The organism is Bacillota bacterium (assembly GCA_024655925.1).
Lineage (GTDB): Bacteria > Bacillota > DTU025 > DTU025 > JANLFS01 > JANLFS01.
In genome coordinates, this window is sequence record JANLFS010000009.1 from 1 (window position 1) to 23,577 (window position 23,577).

General features: G+C 59.8%; 23 protein-coding genes. All 23 read left to right on the top strand.

What is annotated here, in order from left to right:
• Window positions 1-1,168: AAA family ATPase (locus NUW23_02255; GenBank protein MCR4424999.1), on the top strand; the 1,168-nt coding region annotated here is incomplete at its 5' end.
• Window positions 1,169-2,542 (top strand): CpaF family protein, encoded by a 1,374-nt coding sequence (locus tag NUW23_02260; GenBank protein ID MCR4425000.1) that lies wholly within the window; start codon window positions 1,169-1,171, stop codon window positions 2,540-2,542.
• Complete coding sequence (locus NUW23_02265; GenBank protein ID MCR4425001.1) at window positions 2,539-3,459, top strand: type II secretion system F family protein; 921 nt, start codon at window positions 2,539-2,541, stop codon at window positions 3,457-3,459. Before NUW23_02260 ends, NUW23_02265 begins: the two co-directional genes overlap by 4 nt.
• Window positions 3,460-4,362 (top strand): type II secretion system F family protein, encoded by a 903-nt coding sequence (locus tag NUW23_02270; GenBank protein ID MCR4425002.1) that lies wholly within the window; start codon window positions 3,460-3,462, stop codon window positions 4,360-4,362. It begins immediately after the preceding gene.
• Window positions 4,363-4,389: 27 nt separating this feature from the next.
• Entirely contained in the window at window positions 4,390-4,578 is a 189-nt protein-coding gene (locus NUW23_02275; GenBank protein ID MCR4425003.1) for a Flp family type IVb pilin, read from the top strand.
• A 62-nt stretch (window positions 4,579-4,640) separates the two neighbouring features.
• On the top strand, window positions 4,641-5,060 hold the full coding sequence (locus NUW23_02280) for a pilus assembly protein (GenBank protein ID MCR4425004.1): 420 nt from the start codon (window positions 4,641-4,643) through the stop codon (window positions 5,058-5,060).
• Window positions 5,061-5,070: 10 nt separating this feature from the next.
• Window positions 5,071-5,592, top strand: a complete 522-nt coding sequence (locus tag NUW23_02285) for a pilus assembly protein TadG-related protein (GenBank protein MCR4425005.1) — start codon at window positions 5,071-5,073, stop codon at window positions 5,590-5,592.
• A 12-nt stretch (window positions 5,593-5,604) separates the two neighbouring features.
• Window positions 5,605-6,426 carry a hypothetical protein gene (locus NUW23_02290; GenBank protein ID MCR4425006.1) on the top strand — a complete coding sequence of 274 codons (822 nt, stop codon included), beginning with the start codon at window positions 5,605-5,607 and terminating at the stop codon, window positions 6,424-6,426.
• Between the two features lie 20 nt (window positions 6,427-6,446).
• Window positions 6,447-7,181, top strand: a complete 735-nt coding sequence (locus NUW23_02295; protein MCR4425007.1) for a CAP domain-containing protein — start codon at window positions 6,447-6,449, stop codon at window positions 7,179-7,181.
• A gap of 100 nt (window positions 7,182-7,281) precedes the next feature.
• Window positions 7,282-8,004, top strand: a complete 723-nt coding sequence (locus NUW23_02300; protein MCR4425008.1) for a site-2 protease family protein — start codon at window positions 7,282-7,284, stop codon at window positions 8,002-8,004.
• 14 nt (window positions 8,005-8,018) lie between these two features.
• Window positions 8,019-9,092: a ParM/StbA family protein gene (locus tag NUW23_02305; GenBank protein ID MCR4425009.1), complete on the top strand. Its 1,074-nt coding sequence runs from the start codon at window positions 8,019-8,021 to the stop codon at window positions 9,090-9,092.
• A 199-nt stretch (window positions 9,093-9,291) separates the two neighbouring features.
• The gene (locus NUW23_02310; protein MCR4425010.1) at window positions 9,292-9,648 is read left to right on the top strand and encodes a hypothetical protein; all 357 of its coding nucleotides are present in this window, start codon (window positions 9,292-9,294) and stop codon (window positions 9,646-9,648) included.
• Entirely contained in the window at window positions 9,645-10,478 is an 834-nt protein-coding gene (locus tag NUW23_02315) for a hypothetical protein (protein MCR4425011.1), read from the top strand. Before NUW23_02310 ends, NUW23_02315 begins: the two co-directional genes overlap by 4 nt.
• Window positions 10,479-10,736: 258 nt before the next feature.
• Window positions 10,737-11,933 (top strand): hypothetical protein, encoded by a 1,197-nt coding sequence (locus tag NUW23_02320; protein ID MCR4425012.1) that lies wholly within the window; start codon window positions 10,737-10,739, stop codon window positions 11,931-11,933.
• Window positions 11,934-11,977: 44 nt separating this feature from the next.
• Window positions 11,978-14,056 carry a TraM recognition domain-containing protein gene (locus tag NUW23_02325; protein ID MCR4425013.1) on the top strand — a complete coding sequence of 693 codons (2,079 nt, stop codon included), beginning with the start codon at window positions 11,978-11,980 and terminating at the stop codon, window positions 14,054-14,056.
• A 40-nt stretch (window positions 14,057-14,096) separates the two neighbouring features.
• On the top strand, window positions 14,097-14,594 hold the full coding sequence (locus NUW23_02330) for an RDD family protein (GenBank protein ID MCR4425014.1): 498 nt from the start codon (window positions 14,097-14,099) through the stop codon (window positions 14,592-14,594).
• Between the two features lie 701 nt (window positions 14,595-15,295).
• Window positions 15,296-15,574: a hypothetical protein gene (locus NUW23_02335; GenBank protein MCR4425015.1), complete on the top strand. Its 279-nt coding sequence runs from the start codon at window positions 15,296-15,298 to the stop codon at window positions 15,572-15,574.
• A 27-nt stretch (window positions 15,575-15,601) separates the two neighbouring features.
• Window positions 15,602-16,357, top strand: coding sequence for an EAL domain-containing protein (locus NUW23_02340; protein ID MCR4425016.1), 756 nt, complete (start codon window positions 15,602-15,604; stop codon window positions 16,355-16,357).
• Window positions 16,358-16,595: 238 nt separating this feature from the next.
• Window positions 16,596-17,642 (top strand): site-specific DNA-methyltransferase, encoded by a 1,047-nt coding sequence (locus NUW23_02345; GenBank protein MCR4425017.1) that lies wholly within the window; start codon window positions 16,596-16,598, stop codon window positions 17,640-17,642.
• Window positions 17,620-18,297: a hypothetical protein gene (locus NUW23_02350; GenBank protein MCR4425018.1), complete on the top strand. Its 678-nt coding sequence runs from the start codon at window positions 17,620-17,622 to the stop codon at window positions 18,295-18,297. The genes NUW23_02345 and NUW23_02350 overlap by 23 nt, the downstream gene beginning before the upstream one ends.
• Before the next feature lie 116 nt (window positions 18,298-18,413).
• Window positions 18,414-19,322 carry a topoisomerase C-terminal repeat-containing protein gene (locus NUW23_02355; protein MCR4425019.1) on the top strand — a complete coding sequence of 303 codons (909 nt, stop codon included), beginning with the start codon at window positions 18,414-18,416 and terminating at the stop codon, window positions 19,320-19,322.
• A gap of 93 nt (window positions 19,323-19,415) precedes the next feature.
• Window positions 19,416-19,946 carry an isochorismatase family protein gene (locus NUW23_02360; protein MCR4425020.1) on the top strand — a complete coding sequence of 177 codons (531 nt, stop codon included), beginning with the start codon at window positions 19,416-19,418 and terminating at the stop codon, window positions 19,944-19,946.
• A 170-nt stretch (window positions 19,947-20,116) separates the two neighbouring features.
• Window positions 20,117-23,521, top strand: a complete 3,405-nt coding sequence (locus NUW23_02365; protein ID MCR4425021.1) for a fibronectin type III domain-containing protein — start codon at window positions 20,117-20,119, stop codon at window positions 23,519-23,521.
• Window positions 23,522-23,577 lie beyond the last annotated feature (56 nt).

The window sequence follows — 23,577 nt, forward strand, 5'->3', positions numbered from 1 at the left end:
CCTGAGATTTCATCCAGATATTCGCCTGGTCGCGCAGATAACCGATCCCCAAGACAGCATCAAGTGGGCGGAAGAGTTCTGCCCCGATGTCGTTATATTCGATGAGGGTTGGGGTTCAACTGCGCTGAATTGTGGGTCCCGAATCGCGAAAGGCAACCCCAATACGGTTGTAGTCCTCGGGACGAACGCCGTGGAGACGGAGACCTACCGGCGGGCCCAGGCATGGGGATTCAACGGTCTTCTACCTAAACCCATTCAGGCGGAAAAGATCCGTGAGCTTGCGTACGGGCGAACGGACAACATACGCAGGTCAGGGAGCGCAGACCGCGAGTTTGGCGCAGGCATCCGGCCGAATGTCGCCAGGCAAGAAGTGGTCGTCTTCTATTCCCCGAAGGGCGGGGTAGGCAAGACCACACTGAGCATCAACTTCGCTGCGGCCTGTCTCGGGAATCGAGGCGCAGGCCTCCGTCCAGTGCTTCTTGACTTCGACCTCAAGGCGGACGTAGCGAAGATGCTCCAGATGAAGACATTCAACACGGTGTCCAAATGGGTTGATTACCTGGGCAAGTCTGTAGAGAGACAGGGATTGGAAGCCATCACGGCGCAGCATCCTTGCGGGCTGCCCATCATCCCGGGGATAAGGAGCCCTCTCGATGCCCAGGATTTGTCGCCGGATCTGGTCGAGAGCCTCCTTACTGCCGTCCGCAGGTACTATGATGTGGTGGTCGTGGACACGGGGCCTGAGATACACGACGCTTCGCTGATTGCTTTCGAGATGGCGACGCGCATCTTCATGGTAGGCACGGTGGACATAACGACGTTGCGGAACATCGCGGAAACCGAGGATCAGTTGAGGGTGTTAATGGTCGATCCAGGCAAGGTTTCTCTCGTGATGAACAGGTTGCCGGCGAAGCCGCACATCAGCATGCGGGAAATCGCCAACGTGCTCCCGTACCCCATTGTTGCGCGGATCCCGGAAGACCCCCAGGTTCAAATGGCCTGCAATGACGCGCGCATAGCGGTCACGGACTTCCCTGACAACCCGTTTTCCGCGGCCGTGAAGAAACTGGCGGGGGGAACTCTCCCCGTGCTGAACGAGCCGTTCGGGCCGAGGAGCTTCTGGTCGTTCGTGTGGCCGTTTCGCCGCCGGAAGAAGGAGGTGGCATAGTTGTCGAGATCACTTGTCAACGAACGATTGCAGCAAAGTCGTGGCGCGAGCGTCGCCGGGCGTGCCGTCTCCGTGCGGGGGGCGGAAGAGCAGCATGGTTCTTCCAACGAGATGACGCAGGGCATCGAAGATAGAGTGCGGCAACAGCTCATGGCCCGCGTGGACGCTCAGATGCTCTCAAAGAGGGACGATCCTGCAGTACAAATACAGATCAGGCGGCTCCTGGATGAAGCGATAGAGCGCGAGTCTGCCGGCCTGTCGCGAATGGACAGGGCCCGCCTGATCGAACGGATCATGGACGACGTTTTTGGGTACGGCCCGATCCAGGGCTTGATTTCAGATCCGGCCATCACCGAGATCATGGTGAACCGGTGGGATCAAGTGTATTACGAGAAGGAGGGACGGATATACAAGAGCGGCGTCGTTTTCAGGGACGAACAACATGTGAGGAACGTCATTGAGAAGATCGTGGCCCCGATAGGGCGGCGGATCGACGAGTCGAGCCCGATGGTTGACGCTCGCTTGCCGGACGGATCGAGAGTGAACGCAGTCATCCCGCCGCTAGCTCTGGATGGTTCATGCCTGACGATACGGAAGTTCGGCAGGGGATTAACCGTGAGCGACCTCATCCGGCTGGAGACTCTGTCGCAACGCGACGTGGAGTTCCTCGAGGCGTGCGTCAAGGGCAAGCTCAACATGCTGATATCGGGAGGCACTGGCAGCGGGAAGACGACGGTGCTAAACGTGTTGTCGTCCTTCATCCCAATGACCGAGCGAATCATCACCATCGAGGACGCCGCCGAGTTGAGGCTTCAGCAGGAGCACGTGGTGCGCCTCGAATCACGCCCGCCCAACATCGAGGGTAAAGGCGAAGTACCGATCAGGTCTTTGGTAAAGAACGCCCTCCGAATGAGGCCTGACAGGATTATCGTTGGCGAGGTCCGGGGCGGGGAGGCGTTGGACATGCTCCAGGCGATGAACACAGGTCATGAAGGGAGCCTAACAACCCTGCACGCCAACAGTCCGAGGGATGCCATTGCAAGGCTGGAAGTCATGGTTTTGATGGCGGGACAGGAGCTGCCTCACAAGGCTATCCGAGAGCAGATCGCCTCATCTATAGACCTGGTTCTCCAGGTGGCGAGGATGCGAGATGGCTCAAGGAAGATCGTGGAGATCTCTGAGGTGAAAGACCTAGGCGAGGATAGCCAGGTCGGTATCCAGAAGGTTTTCGCCTTCCAGGAGACGGGGGCGGATGCCTCCGGCAAGGTCAACGGATTCCTGAAGCCGACAGGGTGTGTCCCCGCCTGTCTTGAGAAGATGGCGTGGCACGGAGTCAAAGTAGACACATCCGTATTTGGAGGGAACGCTGCATGAACCTGAATCTGATGGCAGGGTTCGTGTTCGCCTCGGTTCTGTCGCTATTCATGGGGATTGCCACAGTGAGAAGGAAGGGTGCCGATAAGATCCGGGCTGCGGTGAGGCCGACTATTGACGACTTCCTGGCCGAAGACAAGAGCTTGCAGGTGAAGACAAAGAGGTTGTCCTACGTCAAGTCCCTCGAATCGGAGGCGTTGAAGGCGGGCCTGAACATCAAGGGCTCGCATTTCATCGTGGTGGCTCTCCTCGCAGGCTCCGGTGCCTTTCTTCTCGCGCTCGGGCTTACGGGCGACTGGAGGATAGCGGTGTGGGCGACTCTCGCCGGAGCGCTAGCTCCGAGGTGGTGGCTGGCTCTCCAGAAGAGGCGGCGCGCGGATGCCTTCATAAAACAGCTTGATGGGGCGCTCGGGGTGGCGGTCAGCGCCCTTCGCGCGGGAGCGTCCTTGGCGCAGGCGATCACTCAGGTAGCGGAGGCTGGGATTGATCCGGTATCCGAGGAATTCGAGAGGGTAGACAAGGCGGTAAAACTGGGGTTGACGCCGATGGAGGCGATCCAAAGGATAAGAGACAGAGTGGACTGTCCGGACCTCGATCTTGTGGTGGTGGGGACCCAGATCATGACCAGGACCGGAGGCAATCTGGTCCAGGTGTATGAGAACGCCGCGGAAATGGTGAGGGAGAGAAGAGCGTTCAGGGAGTCCATGAGGGCGTACACCGCTCAACCCAGGCTCAGCGCGGCGATTGTAAGCCTTGTGCCCATCACGATGACGCTGCTTGTAAGGGCGCTGAATCCCAACTACTTCGCGCCCATGTGGAGAACGGCAGGCGGCAAGGCGATTCTCATCATGTGCTTCATGAGTATTGTCGTCGGCTGGTTCGTAGTCCAGAGGGCGGTGTCGGTGGAGGTGAGCTAGTTGGGCCCGTTGCAATGGATGGCCTTCCTGGTCTTCTGCGCAATCACCATGCTCGCACTCTACATCGACTCAGGTCGGAAAGGGCAAGGGAAGCTGGCGGAAAGGATCAAACATGACTGGCGCGATCAGGTAGAGGAGAACTTGGCCTCAGGGAACGCCGGGATTCCCCGGGGTTTTCTCAAGCTGTTTGAGCGGTTGGCCAAGGCGATCATGCCTATGCACGCCATTGACGATATCAAGCGCCGGCTGATGTACGCGGGAAACCCGAGAAGGATCACCCCGGAGGAGTTCTACTCGCTCAAGTTGGCGAGCGCGGCCGTGGTGTTTGGTTTGACCACCACGCTGCTGCTTATTAGCGCGGGGACGAGGACGTTCGCGCTGGGCATTGCGGCTGGAGCGCTAGGGTACTTGCTGCCGGACATCTTGCTGAACAGGCTCGTGGCAAAGCGCAGGAAGGATATTGAGAGAGGCATCCTCTCGTTCGTGGACATGCTTGCCCTCACGGTTGATGCCGGGCTCAGTCTCAACGACGGGATAAACCGCGTGTGCGACTTCTATGGCGGGGAGCTCGCGGGCGAATTCGGGCGCACCCTAAAAGAAATCCAGATGGGCCGACCGTTCAGCAAGGCGTTTGAAGACCTCGGGGAACGCAACGGGGTTGATGACCTGAGGCTGCTCACAACAGCCTTGATTCAAGCCGAAAAGCACGGCACTCCGATTGCCGGGGTGCTGAGAGACCAAGGAAAACAGTTGAGGCAGGGAAGGCGAATCAGAGCTCAAGAGATGGCGCAGAAGGCGACGGTGAAGATTCTGATTCCCGTCGTTTTCTTCATGTTCGTGCCACTGATGGTATTGCTGTTAGGCCCGGCTGCGACGAACCTCTTCAAAGCCTTAGGTCTGTAGGTTGTGGGCGAAAGGAGGGAAGGGATAATGGTACCCCTGATTAGTCGTGTGTGGAACCGGATGAGAGGGAGGATGCAGGATCAATCCGGGCAGAGCATGGCTGAGTACGCCATGATACTTGCTTTGGTGGTTGTGGCGATCCTGGCGACTCTCACCAACCTGGGCGTCGCGATTCAAGGCGTGTTCCAGAACATCATAACCAAACTGGGAGGCTGAACCACAACCGATCTGGGGACGGGGCGTTGCTCCGCCCCCATTTTTTTTGGAGGTGGTTAATTATGAAGCGCGCCAAAGACCGGAAGTCTCTGGGACAAGCCATGGTCGAACTTGCGCTCATAATGCCCTTATTGGTCTTCCTCCTGATGGCGATTGCAACGCTCGGCATAGCCGTCAACTCGAAGATCGCTGTGACTGGAGCGGCCAGAGAAGCAGCCCGCGAATACGCCATCTATCAAAGCGTGAGCAGGATGCGGAGCAGGGCCGAAGAGTTTCTGATAGGCAGCGTTACTGCTTCCGAAGAGGATATCGCAGGGCACTACACCGTGACACACAGGGTTGACGGTGACTATGTGACGGTCACGGTGACGTATGAGCAACCAGTCTACGTCCCCGGCCTGATGGTTCTCCTCGGCGGCGGTTGGATGAGCGACCGCATGCCCTTGACGTCGAGCGCTACGTTCAAGATCGAGCCCAATTAGGTGCAAGCCGATGTTAGGAGACGAACGCGGTAGCGTAACGGCGATGGGCGCCATGGTCGTCGTGGCAGCCCTGGTTTTTGTCGCGTTTCTGTTCGACCTCGGACGGGCCTGGGTTCTTCGGGCAAGGCTCCAGGCGGCCACGGATGCGGCTGCGCTCGCAGCGGTTCAGCAGGTGTCTGTGCGAGTGATTGTGACGGAGGAACCCATTGGAGACGGCGAGGTTCGGCAACACAAGCGCCTTGAGGTGGAGTTGGATCCGGATGACGCCAGAGACGAAGCCCGGAATGTGCTCCTCGAGAACGCGAGGCAGTGGAAAAAGAGGGAGCCTGAGGGAGATGTCATTGTGCCGGAAATCGTCCGAGACAGGATCAGGTACGACGACACGACCGTGAGATACGAGCTCGAAACGAGAGCCCAGATTCCTTCGCTCCTCATCGGGCCCGTAAGCGCGCTTGTGGGGAGGACGGCGGCCAGGCATCTGAACGTGCGGTTTACTTCGGAAGGCGCCGTCCGTGTGAGTCCAGATGATTAGGGGGAATCGGTCTTGAAACGGCAAGTAGCAGTTCTTGCCCTCAGTGTATTCCTGGTGGCGAGCCTTGCGGGGCTCGCTTCTGGCATGGGGGAGAATTGGTCGGAATCGGGGTATGAAGGCTGGGGTGGAAGGCACGCGAACGCTGCCTTGGGCAACGAGAGCACGGAGATCGTCGCGGGCGTCTTGGCCAATGTGCAGAATCTTACGGGCCGCGGCTGGAACGAAAGCGCACTCGCTTACCGAGCATTCAGGGATCTATGCAGGATTGTTGGGGCGAACGGGCAAAGGCTCTCCAACCTGGTGGATGAGGCGGACCGGTACGAGTTCTGGAAAACACAGGGGGTCTACGAGAACTACACCGCCCGGGAAAGGGCGTTCCTCAATAAGGCGGTACTGCCAGGTATCCTGTCCGGGCTTGTGAGTCGGGGTAGGGAAGCCATGGCGTCGGCAAGTCTCGCCGGACTGAGTATGCTGAGTAGCGCGTTGAAGTCAGTGGCCCCCGACTTGGCGGATGCGCTGGCGATGTTCCGCGTCCGAAGCCAGTATCCCGGTTTCTTCAATGGAGGGAGGAGCGGTGGCGCAGGAAGCGGAAGGGGCTGGAGCGAATCTGAAGGGGGCCATCATTGGAGAGAGGGCTACTCCGCACGAAACGCGGTGACTCCGCACGGAGGAAGCATTGAACCCCCATGGCGATTAGACCCAATTCTGGAGCCGAAAAAGGACCCAACCCCTGTGCCATGGTCGGAGGATACTGGCAGCGATGGTAAGGGCTCTGGGGGCGGTGGGCATAACGGTGAAGGTTCCTACAGCACGCGTATTCGTCTGACCAAGTGAGGGGGGGGCGACACTTGAGAGTGCCACTCGCGTTGTTGGTGGCGTTGCTGATGGTCTGCGGTTGCGCGATACAAAACAACGATCCGGACCCGCTATGGGAGAAGGCGAGAGCAGTTCGTGGAACTGAGTCGCAACCGGAGCTCCAGCCTGTCAAGGAGCCACCCGAGAAGACTGCTCAAGGGAAACCTGCCGGAAAGGCCGAAGCCCAGAAGCCACCCGGCGGTGCCGGCGGGAACCAGTCCCAGGAGTACCAACGGGAAGCGGCAGCAAAGAAGGCGGAGGCTCCCCAGGATAATGCCACCGATTTCAGCCTCGAGTTCAAGAGCCGATTCCGGCAGGAAATGCTCGGCTACATCAACGAGGCCCGAAAGGAAGCGGGGGTGAAGGCGCTTGAATACTGCCTTGAGGCCGATGTGGTGGCAGAGGCCAGGGCAGCCGATATGGTGAAACGCCGATATTTCTCACATACGCCGCCAGAAGGGCCCAATTTCCGCGGCCTCCTAACGGACGCGGGACTGCTCGGGAAACACTTCACCGGCAGCGGAGAAAACATACTTCAAACAGGAAGCACGGACTACGCCCGATTGTGCAAGCAGTGCCATGATCACTTCATGAATAGCCCCGGCCACAGAGAAAACGTCCTGGACCCGAGGTATAGTGACATGAGCATCGGAGTGGCCAAGGGCCACCTAGACGACCCAGGGTCCGGGGCCACGGTTGTGCAGATATTCCTAATTAGGGCTGCGGCGCAGTAAGACCCTCCAGGGGCCGTGTTGGGGGTCGCTTATGTTGAGTGTAGGCGAGAGCGCGCGGATTCAGATCCCGCGCTCTCTGCTTTTCAGGGAAGAGGGGTGGATGATGACCGGACTACTTGCGATCCCGATGCTTGGCTTGGTGATCTTGATTCACGAATTGGGTCACGCGGCGGGAGCGGTATCGTGCAACATGCGGGTCGACGAGCTCATCATTGGGTTCGGCCCCAAGATCGGGCAATGGACGTTCCGGGACTTATTGGTAACGCTTAGGGTGATTCCAGTCGGTGGCGCTCTCAGCATAGACGATGGTGAGTATGAGCGGGCAAGTGTCGCAAGGAAGCGGATTTGCCTTCTTGCAGGCCCAGCGACAAGCATGTTAGGAGGCTGGATGCTGTGTGTCGCGGGGAAGTTCGCGGCTACCGTTGGCAAGGGCAGTCTATGCTCAAGGGTCACTGATAGCGTAGCATACGCCACTAGACTTACAGGACTGCTGGTGCCCGGGACCGCGGAGGCTCTCATTGGCGCCGCTACCGGGACGCCGGCGGAATTCGTGGGACCTTTAGGGCTTGCGGGATGGATGAACAGCCTGGACGTGGTAAGCCTGCCCGTGTGGCTTGTGCTGGCTGGAATCATCTCTGTTGGAGCGGGACTGTTCAATCTGTTGCCGTTGCCTCCGCTTGATGGCGGCCGGGCGCTAGTGGCAAGGGTCGAAGAGAGGTTGGGAGTGTGCCGCCTTGAGCTGCTCGAGAGAATGGGTATTGTGCTGGTAGCAGCGTTGGGAATCGTCGTCGCCATAGGCGACCTATTTGAGATCGTCTTCTGAATGGGAGGAGGAGAATGGTGTTCAAGATTGGCATTGACCTGGGATATGGGTTTGTGAAGGGCGTAGACACAATAGGCTCAAAACTATGCTTCCCATCGGTAGTCGCTCGCGGGAGAAAGCGGCAACTAACCAGCCTCTTTGGAGGAGCCGTGAAGGAATACGAGGTTGTCCTGAACGGGGAGGCGTACGCCGTAGGCGAGCGGGCCCTGCGCGGCGGGGATGCGACACGGGCGTTTGGCGAAGATCGATATGAGCATTTCTCTTCACCGGTGTTGCTGGCGACTGCGCTCGCCATACTGACCAAAGGTTCTGGGCAGCCGGTACATGTCGCTACGGGACTGCCCCTGAGTTACTATGCGGTTCACGGCGAGCGATTCCGGGACATGATCTTGCGAATGGCGGATGCCCGCGTGGAAATCCCCGGGTTATACGAGGGGACTCGACGGCTGAATATCGGGGACGCGACGATATATCCGCAAGCTGCGGGCGCGCTTTGGTCCTACCTTTTTGACGAGAATGGGAGGATGACAGATCCCGCGTATGTGGCCCAGGGTGGCTTGGTCGGCGTGGTGGACATCGGATACAAGACGACTGACTACTTGTTGGCCGATCTCGCAGGCCTTGAAATCCTGGAAGAGCTGTCCGGCACTATCAACATGGGCATGTCCGACATTTTCAAGGAGGTGCAATCGGAGATTCAAGGGGAAACGGGACACGTCGTCGACCTCCTAAAAGTGGAGGGGGGCGTCCTGACCGGCCGTCTGTGGTTCATGGGCAGGGAGATTGATGTTGCGGCCAAGAGCGAGCGTCTCGGCAAGAGAGTGGCGGAAACCATAGCCGATAGGCTCATGCTAGCGTGGCGGGATCAGCGGCGATTCCTGCGGTGCCTTTACGTTGCAGGGGGTGGAGCAGCCACGCTGGCGCACTACCTCGAGACAGGCGACAGCCCGGTCCAATGTATTCCCGACCCCCAATACGCGAATGCGCGTGGCTTTGTATGCGCTGCTGCCGTGAAGGAGAGAAGGGCAATGCTGGCGGCCGTGCGAGGCACGACAGGGCACAACTCCCCGGTAGAGAAACTGGCCTAGGCGAGGACAAGGAAACGGCCTGTGGAGCAGGAATAATGGCACGGCGTGCCACCAACAGGGAGTAAATGGCAATCCAGGCGGAGCGCCGTGGCACGCCGTGCCAGTTGCCCTGCTAAAGTGGCGATTGGTAGGATCAGGGGGAATGGCACGGCGTGCCACTCTCCCTGCTAGCACCCATGATTGAGGGCGGGGTGTCAGGATGAAGTACAGGATCCAGTTTGAAACGGATGACCCGCTGATCCAGGAGGCCTTGGCAAGCCGAGACAAGGCAGCAAAAGTCGTTGAGGCCCTGCGCTCATGGACACGACTCGTGGACGCGCTGCGGGCCATCGATATTCGCCTTGCCAATGTGGAGGCTAAAACCGAGAACCTGCTTGAGAGCCTGAAGGCAGGATTGGTGAGGGCGGTCGACATTCCTCCGATAAATTCACAGAACGACTACAGTAGCGAAGACGAGCTGATGGCGAAAGCGTACAGGCTGATCGAGAGTGGTGAAAACTTCGGCAAGAAGAAGTCGGTTGTGCCACAAGGCAACGGGGAGGGGGCCAGGAGATGAAGAGGGTGAAACATAATATCGCACGGGTCGAGCAACCGAAAGCGCGGCCTTATGATCCCCGGGCTACATTTGAACGCCTCGCCCTGTTGACCGCTGGTATCTCGTATGAAATTGCCTACGCGAAGAAAAGGCTGATGGCAGATGAACGGGCCAGGGCAAAGGCTGCCGGCCTACGATGGGAGCAAAGTGGCCCGGTGAGCAGTACCGCGACGTTTCTTTCTGATCCGAGAGGGGTCATTTTCAGACTGGGGAGTGTGCCGCCTTCGGTCAACGACGCCTTCCAGCCTGCAATTAAAGGTGAGCCTCGGATATGGACCGTGGTCCAGGATTGGTGGTTCGATGAAATAATGATGGCCCTGTGCCATGCCGAGCCTTCAGACAAGCGCAATATCCTTCCGCTACGGAGGCCGGCGGCCGTTGTACTTCAGTACAACATGACAGGGCGCACGAGGGACATGAACAACTACATGGTAGAGAAGGCAATCCTCGACGCCCTGGTGTACGCCGGAGTCATCGTTGACGACAGTGCCAGGCGAGTCCCCGTCATCGGGCACATAGAGCAGTTCAGATCCTCCGGAACTGTCCCCTCAATTGACCTTGCTGTGCTCGAAGAAGAGGAGAGCGTGCAGCAGCTGATAGCGAGATACAAGAGCTACTTCGGGCGGGCACGGCACCTTACCTCTGTGGGGCACAGGTCTCAAACGGCCAGACGGGCGGGACCAACGATAGGCGACAATAGAGAAATGTATGAGATGTATAGACCGGCGTGGACAGACAAACACCGGGCGGAGGAGGGCGAGGGGCAAAACAGCATACCAGGGCAGGAGTGAATAGTGTGCGGCGCGGTCACCTGAGGCAAGACGGCAAACCCTTGGGGCCGTTGCCCCAGTGGAGTATACACACCCCCCGGAGCACCACGGGTGGGGAGGGGGGCAACGGGCCGGGAAAGCGAGGTGCGCAGAGAGGGAAGACAACAGGCGGCGCAGGGACGGCCCGGAGGGGGCGGTCGCGGAGAAGCGGGAGCCAGGCAGCGCGCGTGGCGGACAGGTTGCGGGCTGCAAAACCGTCCAGGGAGGCGGCAAGAAGAGGTGGTATCGGAAGGTGGGGAAACGAAGAAAGGGATAGCGAACGGCGATGACGGAGCTGGAGGCGAGGATGCAAGAGGGCGGGTTGTGGACGAGGGGATGAGCGGGGAATTGTTGGAGTCGGCCATCTGCCGGGTTGTGTGGGAGAAGCGGGCGGTTACGGTGTCTGCGCTCTACGAAGTCTTCGGAGGAGTAAATCCGCGAAGAATAAGGCGGGCGATCCAGCGGCTGGAGCGCAATGGCCGGGTCATAGTCCGAAAAAAGAACGACAGTGAAGGCTGGAGGCCAAGGTCACGCTATTTGGTCTTGGGGGCAAGGGGATTGAGATTCATCGGAGTAACGGATGCAGGTTCTGCGCACAGGTACAGGGACGCCCCCCGTGCTGAACGGATACTCTACAGCAACCGCATAGCGGAGAGGTTCATAGAAACGGGCCTTCCCCGCGAGATGTTGATGGACCGGAATAGCGCGCTCGAAGCGCTGGGGTTGCAGTCGGCGATGACTCCGCTCGACTGGGCGATTGACGCCCCCCAAGGGGTCTACACCGTTCACGTCAAGACCCCAAACAACGGCAAACGCTTGTGGACCACCATACGAAAGTGCGTCTGGTTAAACAGGGTTGCCGGCCACATTGTCGTGTGCTCTGACGCCAATGGCGTGACGGACGAGCGGAGGCGATATCTTGAGTCGCCGAAACGCCCCATCGCTAAACATATCCATGTCATCTCGTTCGAGAAACCCGAGGATGTGCGGGACGTCGTGGACAACCTCATTAAGCCCAAGGCCTGGCGCAACCAAATCGCGGCAGCGTTCTACTGCCACTGTCCCGCGGACATAAAGTATTCGGTTCCCTCCGAAGACGAGGCAGGGCCCATCGCGTGTCGGATTCAGCACGAAAAATGCGGCGCGTGGATGGCCGGAGACCTCCGCACCTGGGACGTCGCCCTCGCTAATGCGGCTAGGGAGTGGGATCCGGTGAGCGCGCTCACTACATACGGCACCGACAGACTTGTTCTCCTGGTCAGGGATTTCAGAGACGCCAGAGCGAAAGCCGCCAGCCTCGGATGGCGCGAGCACATTTGGTGGGCTCTTGCCAATGCGTCATCGGGCAGATCGCTGTTCTGTGTAAAGAACGAGAATCTGGTGGTGCCCGATCTCGCGGCAGGGGACAGGAGTGGTGAGAGGCGGCGCGTAGGATAAGCCAAGTCAAAGAGGGAGAAAGAGGGAAGGAGGTCTGGCAGGAGGTGAAGACCCTGCTGGCCGGGGCCGCACTTGCAGCCGCGTCAGCCTCGGCTTTTGCGTATTACTGGGGCCATCCCTTCACAATGAGATGGCCTTTCGTCGTGCTTGCGGTCATGTCTGGCATCCTCACGCTATCGGGATCCCTGAAGTGCGACGCAAAAGCGCGGGTCTTCGGCGGCATAGGTCTGGTGCTGTGTCTGGGCGGCCTGGGCGGGGCGGAGATATTCCGCCTACTCAACCCCATTCTTACGGCGAGACTCAACGCAGGCCAAATGACCGAGGCAGAGGCACGCTTATTCAGGTCCACCGCTTCGGCATTGCCAGCCGTGGTTCTGGCCGCAGGGTGGCTCTGGGCATCGATTGGAAGGCTGCAGCAGCACACTGGCGAGCCTCCGCAACCGAGGATACCTCGAACCGTGAAAGAGCCTTTAGACATTGAAGTCTGCAGAACTCGGAGCGGGCCGCTCATCCTGAAGCACATGGATCGCTACACGCACACCTTGGTGGTCGGGACCACAGGCACCGGGAAAACGAGCCGTGTGCTCAAGCCGATGGTCTACCAAGATCTAGAGGCGATTGCCGCGGGCCGCAAGGCGGGTATCACGATAATAGAGCCGAAGGGCTCGTTTGCTGCGGATGTGGCAGATATGTGCCGCAGCATGGGGATTCCATGCACGTTCATCAATCCTGAAGACGCAAACACTGCGAAGTTCAACCCGTTGGAGGGCGAACCGGAACCTGTTTCCGAGATCATGAGGACGGTCCTTCGGTCTTTGTTTGGACGGCAGGAAGCGTTCTTCCGGTTGAACCAGGAAGTAATGGCAAGGAACACGGCACTGCTGGTCAAAGAGGTATACGGCGAAGAGGCCACCATGGAACACATGATCAGGGTGTTGCGCGACAGCGCCCAAATGGCCTGGGCTGTGAACCAACTGCGAAAGAAGCGTGGCGACACAGCCGCCGTCGTCCAGTATTTCTCGAAAGAGGTCATGGGTGAGCAGCAGGACAAGATACAGCAGTTCACCCTGGGCCTTCGCCAGCAGTTGGAGGACATCACGAACAACACGCTGATGAGGCGCGTCCTCCTTGGCAAGTCCGATGTGGATCTGCATCAGCACCTGTCTCAGGGTGGGGTCCTCGTGGTGAACACCGCGATGGGCGCCCTGGGGAAACTGGGCGACGTGTTTGGCCAGTTTGTGGCGCTTCACGTCCAGAACGCCGTGTTCAGCAGGCCGGGGCCGGAACATACGCGGACACCGCACATTCTTTACATTGACGAGTTCCCGAGGTACCTGAACCCGGACTTCGAGCGGATGCTCTCCATCGGGCGGGAATACCGCTGTGGCGCCGTTCTCGCGATCCAGACGATAGCGCAGTTGAAGACGGAAGACTCGGGCAATCTCCAGGAGCGTGTGCTCGAAACCTGCCGCAACAAGATAGCGCTGACACTCGGGTCGAATGCCGACGCTCAGTTCTTCTCCAGGGAGTTCGGCGAGTACATTGCGCGAAAGGAGCAGGATTCATACAGGTACCAGAGCGACGGCTTGTTCACCATGTTCAAGCCCGATTCCGTGAAGTACGCGGAGAAATCGGAGCCCGTCTTCCCCTACACAATGCTGATGAGGCTCGAGCCCTTCACTGCCGTGGTTCAGATAGTGAGAAACGGCCAGCCGATTCCCGCAGTTCTCGGGAACCTCAGTCTGTCTCCCTGGGACGAGGCCAGGAACCGGGCCAAGGACCGAGGCCTCCGGTTCGACTTCAGGTACGAGACCAAGACTAAAGGCCAGAAATCGGCTCTGGTCGCGACTCCCGAAGAGACGGCGCACAGTCATGCGTCTAGGTCTGGGCCGCAGGCTCCGGCTCCCCAGAACGGCCTGAGCATCACATATCCCACCGGCGACATGGAGAGCTTCATGCCTCCTCCCAGTACCGGGGCCTCGATGGGACAACCCTTACAGAATGAAGCGATGGCAAAGACTGACTCCTCCGAGTGCGTCAAAGGCACAAGCCAGTCCAGGGAATTGACTCTGCCTGGGATGAGCGAGAAGGCAGGCGAAACAACGGCCGCGGCGACAAACTGAGGCGAAACGACGGTTAGAGCGTCAAAGAGGGGGAATCGCGTTGGACGAACGCAGGGCCTGCGGGAAGACGTTGCTGAAGCCTTCTCCAGTGTGTCGGTGGTGCAAGTCGCTCATAGCTAATCCTGAAGCGGGGCGGCTGGCGAGCTCTGCGCAGCGGCTTGGAGCTTGCCTGCTCGACAGCATAGCTGGCTGCGGCGTCAGCCTGGGGCTGATGCTCATGGGCGGAGTGCTCGGCGCTCCCGCCGGGTCTGACGCCAGTATTGCGATGGCCCTTCTCACCGTCCTTGTGGGTTCGCTGGCGATACAGTGTTACTTCTGGTCACAGGGCACATCCCTGGGAAAACGCCTTCTGGGGCTGACGATCTACACGGTAAACGGCGAAAGGGCAGGCTTCCTCACCGTGTTGCTCCGGGACACGATAGGAAAGACTGTGAGCGGGTTTGTGTTCAGTCTGGGTTTCCCGTGGCTCCTGTGGGATCCGTGCAGGGAATGCTGGCACGACAAAATACCCGGGACGCTCCTCCTGGCCAAGCAATAGGCGCAGCAACCCATTAGGACTCAACGGGCCGGGCAGGCGACGACGCTTGCTCGGCCCTTGTCGTTTAAGGGCCATGGCCTGGGATGAAGCCGTAGCCGCGATGCACTCACTAAGCGCCCGGAGGGCTTTGCAAAGCGTACTCATCGCGGAAGCCGCGGCTGTACTGGGAAGACTGTACTGCTGCCTATGCTACGGCCTATGAGGACCCATCGGAGAATTAGTAGGTGATGATTGTGCCGCGCCCTTATCAGGAGGATCAGGTTGCAGGCGCACCAGGCGGCCCCGGGGAGTCCCGGCAGTATCCGGGATGGCTGTCGCCGCCGTCTGGAGGCATGTTCGGCGGGGGATTGTTGTTGCGTGCCTCACCCCATTGGCGCCGCTGATTGTCCAGAGATGCGCGGGGTGCCTCGTATTCATGCCACAACCCGCCACGGCTTTGAAGCCAACGACCCGGGAAGCCGTCGGGCGGAGACGGGGCGCCTTAGGGGAAGGCGCCTGGCAGGATATACCGGCAAGCACCTCGAGTGGTTGAGAACAGGAACCGCTGAGAAGCGGCCGTGAAGCTCCCGATGTGACCTCTATGTGATGGGGGCCTCTCTTGGGGAGGGCCCCGTTTCTATCAGCTACGGCCATACAACAGGGGAGGGACGACCATGCTCCGGCACAGTCGAATCCATACACGCAATCAAAGGAGGCGGTACATGGCGAAGCGTCGTCGCCAGTTTCGGCGCTGGGTCGGGAAAGTGGATCCGGCAATCCTGGCGATTCGCTGTGAGGGTGGGCGCATACGGCGTCAGCCTCCCCGCCCGATGGAACTCAGCGAATCGGACTTCTGGCGCCCGCGTGTCCTGGGGAGGCTCGCCAAGTGGAACGGGACGTGCGCGCACTACCTCTGTAGAGGTCCAAGATTCCGGGATCGCAGGCACATTGCAAAGGCCGAAACCAGGCGCATGGTGTTGGAGGCGCTCGATCCGCAGTAGCGTGGTTTCGATGTGGAGGTGGTATCTTTGGCGGAAACAGACCCGGTGGGCCATGTAGCATCAGCAATGAGCAACGGATCCATGAGAATCGCCGTGCAACCAATAGTTTCGTTGGTCACGGGAAGCGTGCTTGGGTACGAAGCTTTGATGAGACCTCCGGCGCCATACCAGAATCCGCAGGCGTTGCTCTCGGCCGCCCTTGGATCCGGGTGTCTTCAGGAGCTTGAAGTCGAGGTCTGCCGGAAAGCCGCCAGGGCGGTGCTCGACCTGTGTGACGGGGCGAAGTTGTTCGTAAACCTTACCCCCGAGACCTTTTGCGGAGGATTCCTGCGCTGCGCGAGGGCCTTGCGGGCGCTGCCTCCGGGCCGGGTCGTCGTCGAACTGACCGAGGCCTTCCCCTACGACGCCAGGATCCGGGCAGCTGCGGCCCTGTGGCGTCGCGATGGGTTCAGCCTGGCCGTGGACGATGTGGCGAGCGGATTCTCAAGGCTCCTGGCGGTCGGAATGGTGAAACCGGACTATCTCAAGATTGACCGGGAGGTCGTGAAGGGTGTCGCGGACGCGACGTGGCGAGGTGTGGTGAAGGGTGTGGTAGCGCTGGCCCGTGAGATAAAGGCGTCCGTCATAGCGGAAGGCATTGAGACTGCGGAGGAGATCCGGATCCTGTTCGACCTCGGTGTCGAATGGGGACAGGGATACCTTATTGGGGGGCCTTGCCAACCGGAAGCGGCGAAGCGCCTCCAAGTAGATCGTGCCGCCCCGAAAGCAGTTGCTTCCGCTTGACAACCGAACAGGAGGACGATTGCCAAATGAGCGGCGGTACCATGTTATACGCCGGGAGGCTCAGGCCGTATGTGATTGGCGCGACGACGGGCACGCTCCTCCCGATGGTGTTCGGCGCAGCCGCACCCCGTTCAAAGAGAAGCTGGTTCGACGCAGCGGCAAGATCCCGTTGGGAACGAAAATGAGAGGACGTGCCGACCGTCAGGCCGAATCATAAGGAGAAGGGAGGGGTAGCCGGATGGCACATGCTGCCAAACGCGATACCGTTGGGGCGGCTGTTTTTCGTAGAGAACGTCGTGACGGTGACAAAAACGTGATCGCGCTGCTATATGCCAAGAGTAGTGAGACAATGCCCGAGGTAGAGGACAAAAGCGTCACCTTAACGGTGACTTCACCTCCCTACTGGAACGCCATCGACTATGATCGTCACGCTGAGAACCCTGGCCAATCCTACCGCACGCGGGGATACTCGAACGGCTTTGCTGACTACCACTCCTATCTCGAGTGGGTTACGGGGATATTCTCGGAGACTCTCCGCAAGACGCGGCCCGGAGGGTACCTTGCTGTGGTGGTGGGCACCGTCCTTCTGCGTGGGGCGGCGTACCCGGTGCCTTTCGACCTCGTGGGAAGGCTCACCGAAGCCGGCTGGCTGTTTCACCAGGACATCATCTGGCACAAGACGACGGCCGGAGTCAAACGCGCCGGAGTCTTCATCCAGCATCCCTATCCGGGCTACTACCATCCCAACATAATGACCGAATACATCCTCGTCTTCCGCAAGCCCGGGGACCCTGTGTACAAGGGGGTTTCCAAGGTGCAACGACCGCCGGCGAGGTATGAACTGGGCGCTCTATTCACCAAGGAGATCGCTAACAACGTCTGGCATATTGCCCCCGTGCCTCCCGGGGCCCTGGAGCACCCTTGTCCCTTCCCTGAAGAGATACCCTACAGGCTTGCGCAGTTGTACTCGTACCCGGGCGATACCGTTCTGGACCCCTTCCTGGGGTCGGGCCAGACGACGAAAGTGGCGTTTGCCCTCGGAAGGAACGCGGTCGGCTACGACGTAGTCGAGAAGTATGTCGAGTGCGCCTTCCGGCGTCTGGACGAACCCCTGGCGGTGAGGCCGGAGCAACTTGTGGCCGAATTCAAGAAGGTGCCTCTGGACGCCCCTCTGGGATACGGAGGCAGGACGCGTCGCGCCGGGAAGACGAGGCACGGCTGCGGCTTGAGCGCCCGCAACACCTCAAGAAAGGGTGACGGCGGTGTTCGATTTAGAACGCCGTGAGTTTCTCAAGTTTCGCGACCGGCTGACCAGCCTGCCGGATGTGCGCGATCAGATGGAGCGGGCTATTGAGGAAGTCTTTTGGGATTACGATACCGCGTTGCGGGAGAACCGGTTTGTTGTCGGTGGGGCAATCGAGTTCATCGTCGGAGCGGCGCTCAGGGCGTGTGACGTACGCGTCCGGCATAAGGGAGCCCTGAAGACCGATCTCGATCTCATTCTTGAGGAGAATGAAAAGAGTGGCTATTCCTTGAAGGCCGTGCTGAAGGCGACCAACACGAGGCTCATAAATGTAATGGGGGCCGCGCCGACGCTGGAGCGGTGGCTGACGGCGACGATCTTCCTGCTTTCCGGTGTGGGGCTCGTGTACGCCGATCCCGCAATCGATTGGTGGGCGCTTCGTGGTCGTCAACACGTTAAGGTGGCGGACGACGCTTTGGAGGTGTCAAGGAAGTCCATTGAAGCGTATGCGAAGGCGAATCCGGGCTGGCTGGCGCCCTGCCTCCTGCCAGGCTTAGAGGAAAGGAAAAAGCGGCTCCGTCCTGCGCGGACGGCATCAGCGGACGTGGCGGCTCAGGTCCTGTATCACTATCCGGCGCTATTTCGGGAGTGGCCGGGCCTGAGACCCTGGGAAGAGATCGCTCAACCCAAAGGATAGGAAAGAGTCCAAGAGAGAATCGTACACCTGGCGGGCCCCTGAAGGCCCGCCGGGTGTTTTGCATCCATCAAGGAAGGAGCCTGGGCTTCCATGCTTGCTCTGGGAGGTACCGAGGTATGAACTGTCCGGTATGCAAGGCCCCCTTGAACGACGAACCGATCCAATACAAGTGCAGGCAGTGTGGATTCCGAACGTGGAAGGTCATCGCGGGCAACGCGATTTCCGAAGAGGACATGCGGACCCTGCTGCAAACGGGACGCACCGGGATCATCGACGGGTTCTTCAGCAAGAAGAGAAACCGGTACTTCAGCGCGGCCCTCGAGGTCAGAGACGGTAGGGTGGTATTCGTGTTTCCCGCCGGCGAGGACCTCCCCTCGAAGACCCAATCTGCTGAGCCGGCCACGAACCGCATAAGGGTTGAGGCCGCGCAGTCCGGCGCAGTGTACGTAAGCGTTGCGGGCGCGGTCAACAGGCAGTTTACCGTCGACTTCGGCCTGGTTCCCGCGCGCCTTGCAGAGTGCTACGGCGTCATCACGGGGGTGAAACTACTTCTTCACGCCGCGGCTCGCGGGCTCAGGCCCGGCCTAACGGTGAGCGCGAACAATCGCGAATTCGTGGAGTACGCCCTACGGGAACACACTCCGTCCAAATCCGAAGTCCGCAACGCCATCGAACAGATGTGGTCCTCGCTGGACAAGATGAGCCCCTGGAAGGTGCTGTACGAACCCAAGAAACGCGCGGCCCTCAAAGGGGGCGTCTCTGTGGGGAGATTTCCGTGGGGAGTGTTTCCCTGGCTGCACGCGGACGTTTCCGACTGCAACGGCAAAGTGATCGTCGGTCTTCCCGACTGCCCGGCGGCGCGGGCACAGTTCGCAGCGTCCTTGCGGACCGCCAAGTTCAACGGCCGGGTGTTCCTGCTGCCGGCTGCGGCAAGGCCGGTGGTCTTCGCCTGGCTTCGCTCGGTCCGTGGGGAGAGGGGTGAGACAAAGAGGGGCTCGGATACGGCCGAGGCCCGGCCTTCATAGTTCATGGCAGGATTCAGCGCAGGCCACTGCAATAGGGGCGACCTTCATTGATGTGTGAGGCGCACTCTCGCCTCAGAAAAGGAGATGAATGAAGTGGAAAAGTGTCTTCTGATCGTAAACGCGGATGAAAAGGTGCTTGAAGGGCGGACAGCTTTCCTTGCCCGGCGCCTTGAGCAGCTGGTCGCCGAGGGCGAATTTCGACTGGTAATCGCCGCCAAGACGATCCCCAAACCCGGCAGTTCCATCCAGCTTCTGTCCGGCTCTGAAGGGGAAGAGACCGGGGACATCCTGCCGGCCGTGAAGGCTGCGGCGCACCACGTCGTTGCGAGCGCCGGCTATTCCAAAGCGAACGACAGACTCGTGAAGATCCTGCGGGACGCGGGGGCCGGGGAAGTCTTCATCGCCGGGCTCGACACCGAGAAGCACGTCCTGCAGACTGCGGCCGACCTCTTCGAGAAGGGGTTCGCCCCGCGCGTGCTGACTCATTACTGCGTGTCAACCGCTGGGCCGCAGATGCACAGAGTCGGCCTAATCGTCCTGGGGCGCCTGATAGGTCGCGAGAACCTCGTGAAAGGGAGGCATCCGTCCGATAGGGCGGAGGGTGCGGAAGACACGGCAGCGTAAGGTAAGGATGTCGGCATGGGGTTCTCCGCTTCTCGTGGCGAGAACCCCATGTCTGGTTTTCGGGGAAACCCAACGCTGCGCCGTCGTTGTGCTCATAGGTGACTCTAGTTGTTACCGTTCCCGCGCAGATCACGTTTCCCCGTCGTCTTACGAAGGAGGCATGAGACGAGATGAAAAGGCGATTGGTAATCCTCTTGAAGCAGGCAGGCATTGCGTGTCTCGTGGTGGCCTGCCTCGCGTGCCTTAGCCCATCGGCAGGCGCTTCAGATGTGGACGCCCGCGTTTACACCCACTCCGGCAACGTAAACGCGAGGCGGAGCGGGTACGTATCGAGGGCGGCGCCTCAAAGCGCGCATTCAACACAGAGTGTGGTCCTTGGTGTCCAGACCGTCAGTTTGGGATGCGCACCCATCGTTGTTGACGGCTCGAGTAACGTCTACGTCGACTCGGGAACCCGCATTACTTCGTATTCCGGCGCCGGCGCGCTTACCTACCGGTGGACCAACACGTCTTACGGTAGAGCGACGGCGTTGGCGCTAAGAAGTGACGGAATTCTGGTGGGGATAAAGTATGACAGGCTCTTCGGCATCAAGACCTCGGATGGGAGCACGGCATTCGACGTCGATCTATCTAGCGTGTTTGGCAAAATCGTCTCGCCGGAGCACCTTGCCATCAACCCGACAAACAACGACATGTGCATCGGCGGCACCTTTGATTACGACTACAGCAAGATTCATGTTTCCTCCGCGTCCGGGACGCTTAAGTGGACTGTCGACGCCGCCGGCACGGCTGCCGCATACGACAGCTCGGGGAACCTTTATGTTCCGGTCGCATACAACAAGGTTCGAAGCTACACGAGCGCGGGGACGCTTCGATGGGAGGCTACTCTCGCCGGAGTCACCTCGATGAACGGAGACTATACCGCGGCCAATAAAGGTGTTGCCCTGACCGATGACGAGACGACAGTGCTGTACGTAGCCTTCGGTGGGACTAGCTGCAGGACGGCAACCCTTTTCGCGCTGGCGGCCGACAGCGGCTCCCTCCGGTGGAGCAGAAATGTGCTGTCGGTCGGTAGTGGAAGCATTGGGGCCTTGCGGGTAGCCCCGTACTATGCCAACGGCTTTGTGTACTGGCTTTATAGATGGAACAACGGAACCGCGGGCATTACCAGAACGGCAATCGACAACTCCTCTCACGCGTCGTTCAGTCTTGGGAGCGACAACGTAGTCCTCCCCAACCACCAAGACCACGTTACCATCGACAACCGCCTTGTGTTCATCCACAAGGAACAGAACACGCTGCGCGCCTTCGACCTAACCACAGGCTCGTTAGCATGGCAGAATGCCTTAAGGACGACCGTCCCGTGCTACTCCTCCGAGAATATAGCCGCGGGACCCGACGGGACCATCTTTGGCATAGGTTACGATCGCGATGATCAAGGCGAGTACACCGTGAAGCTGTTTCGTGTTGGTCATGCGCCCACTCAGCCGACGGCGGGGACCCCGGTCGTTGGTGCCGGCACGGCGACTTTCACATGGACCGCTCGGGGGGATGCGCTCGAGTACCGGGTCTACAACCAAAACGGCACACGCTTGGCCACGTACGACGGTTACACACTGTCGCACAGCGAGTCCGGTCTAGCCCCAAACACGACGTACACGCGGTTGGTGGAAGCCGCGAACACGTGGGGTGTGTCGTCCAGGACCACGCTGACGGCCACAACTCTTGCAAACACCCCGGGTACTCCTACGTCATCGGGCGCCACCTCGACAAGCATAACGGTAACGTGGTCGGCGAACGGCAACCCGGCCGGGACCAGCTATCAGCTCTGGAGGAACGGGGCTTGCATATACTCCGGCACGTCGACTTCCTTCCCGGACTCCGGATTGACCCCCGGGACGGCGTACCTGTACCAGGTCAGGGCATGCAACAGCGGTGGTGTCTGGACCAACTACGCGCAATCGACGCTGTACACTGCGCCCAACACGCCTGCGGCGCCGGTGCTCCAATCGAGCGGAGCTCTCTCGTGGTCCCAGACTGGAGGCAGAGGTTACGTAGTTCTCTCCTGGACGCCTGTAACAGGAGCAACCGGCTACAAGCTGTGGGTCTTCGACGGATATGCCTACAGGCCATTTGATGTGGGAAATGTCACGACTTGGGACTCGCGCGTGGCGAGAATCTACCCGGCTGAATCCACCCTTGACTCGTACGGAGACAATACGCAGTCCGGGAACCTGTTTAACACGGTTCAGGGCGGCGAGGACTTGCGGGACACACCCAATAAGCTGTATCGAAAAACGGCCGGGGCCACGTACGACTCGGCAAACAACTACTGGTTCAGGGTCTCGGCTTACAACGCGGGAGGCGAGTCGCCGTATTCGGCGGTCACTCTCGTGACTCTTCCAAACCGGACGGATGCGACTGCGCCGACAGGCGCGCTTACCATAGAGGGCGGATCCCAGTACACCTCTGCCCTGACGGTTACGCTTCAGGTGAGCGGCTCGGACCCGCTCGTCCCGAACTACACGACTGACACGACCGACGATGCCTCCGGGGTCGCCCAGGTGCAGTTCTCGAACGACAACACGACCTGGAGCGCGTGGGAGGCGTTCGCGGCGAACAAAAGTTGGACCCTTGCCCCCGGCGAGGGGACGAAGACGGTCTACGGCCGCGTGAAGGACGGCGCAAGCAACGTCTCGGCGACATTCAGCAAGGAAATCTACCTATTCTTCGACTCCCAGGCGCCCAACGTTCAGATGAAGGTCAACGACGGTGCCGCGCTTACCTCCAAGACATCGGTGACGCTGAGCCTCATGGCGGCAGACAACTTCAGCGGGACCCCTGACCTGACGATGAGGTTCTCGAACGACTGGCTCAACTGGAGTAGCTGGGAAAGCTATCGAGCCACAAAGGACTGGCTGATTCCAGAGGGCGACGGCCCAAAAGTGATCTATGCCCAGGTAAAAGACAAGGCCGGAAACGTCGCGACCGTCTACGCTCTCATCACGCTATCGACGCAGCCTCCGACTGTCAACATCCAGAAAGCCGCTTCAGCCGTGGGAACAACCGGGACAGTCTACGTCAGTGGTAACGCGATAACCACGTGTTTCGTGAACGCAAGGAAAGTAGAAATGACCTTGAACCCCGGCCAGGCTGGCAGTATGCGGTTTTCCCTGGACGGGTTGGTTTGGTCCGAGCCGGAACCCGCGCTGACCGCGAAGACCTTCTCTTTGCCTGACGTGGATGGGCAACATACGGTATACGTGCGCTTTGATGACGGTCAGGTCTACATGCAGGAATTCACGTTGGATCGGACGCCGCCGGTGGTGGACGCCAGCTGGCTTGGCGGTGCAACGCTGACCAGCAGTGGAAGCGCGACTCTCATTCTGAATTCAAGGGACAACGTCTCAAGGCAAGAGGACCTCGAGTACAGCGTGGACGGAGCCACGTGGCATCCATTTGCCCAACAGGTCACGGTCAACGTGACGGGCACAGGCTATCGGACGGTGACGGTCATGGTGAGGGACCAGGCAGGGAACGTTGCGAGGGAGGTTCTATCCATCTACAATAAGTAACGCACCACTATCGGCGCCGGGGGTTGTACCCCGGCGCCGTTTTTGTCACGGGCCCA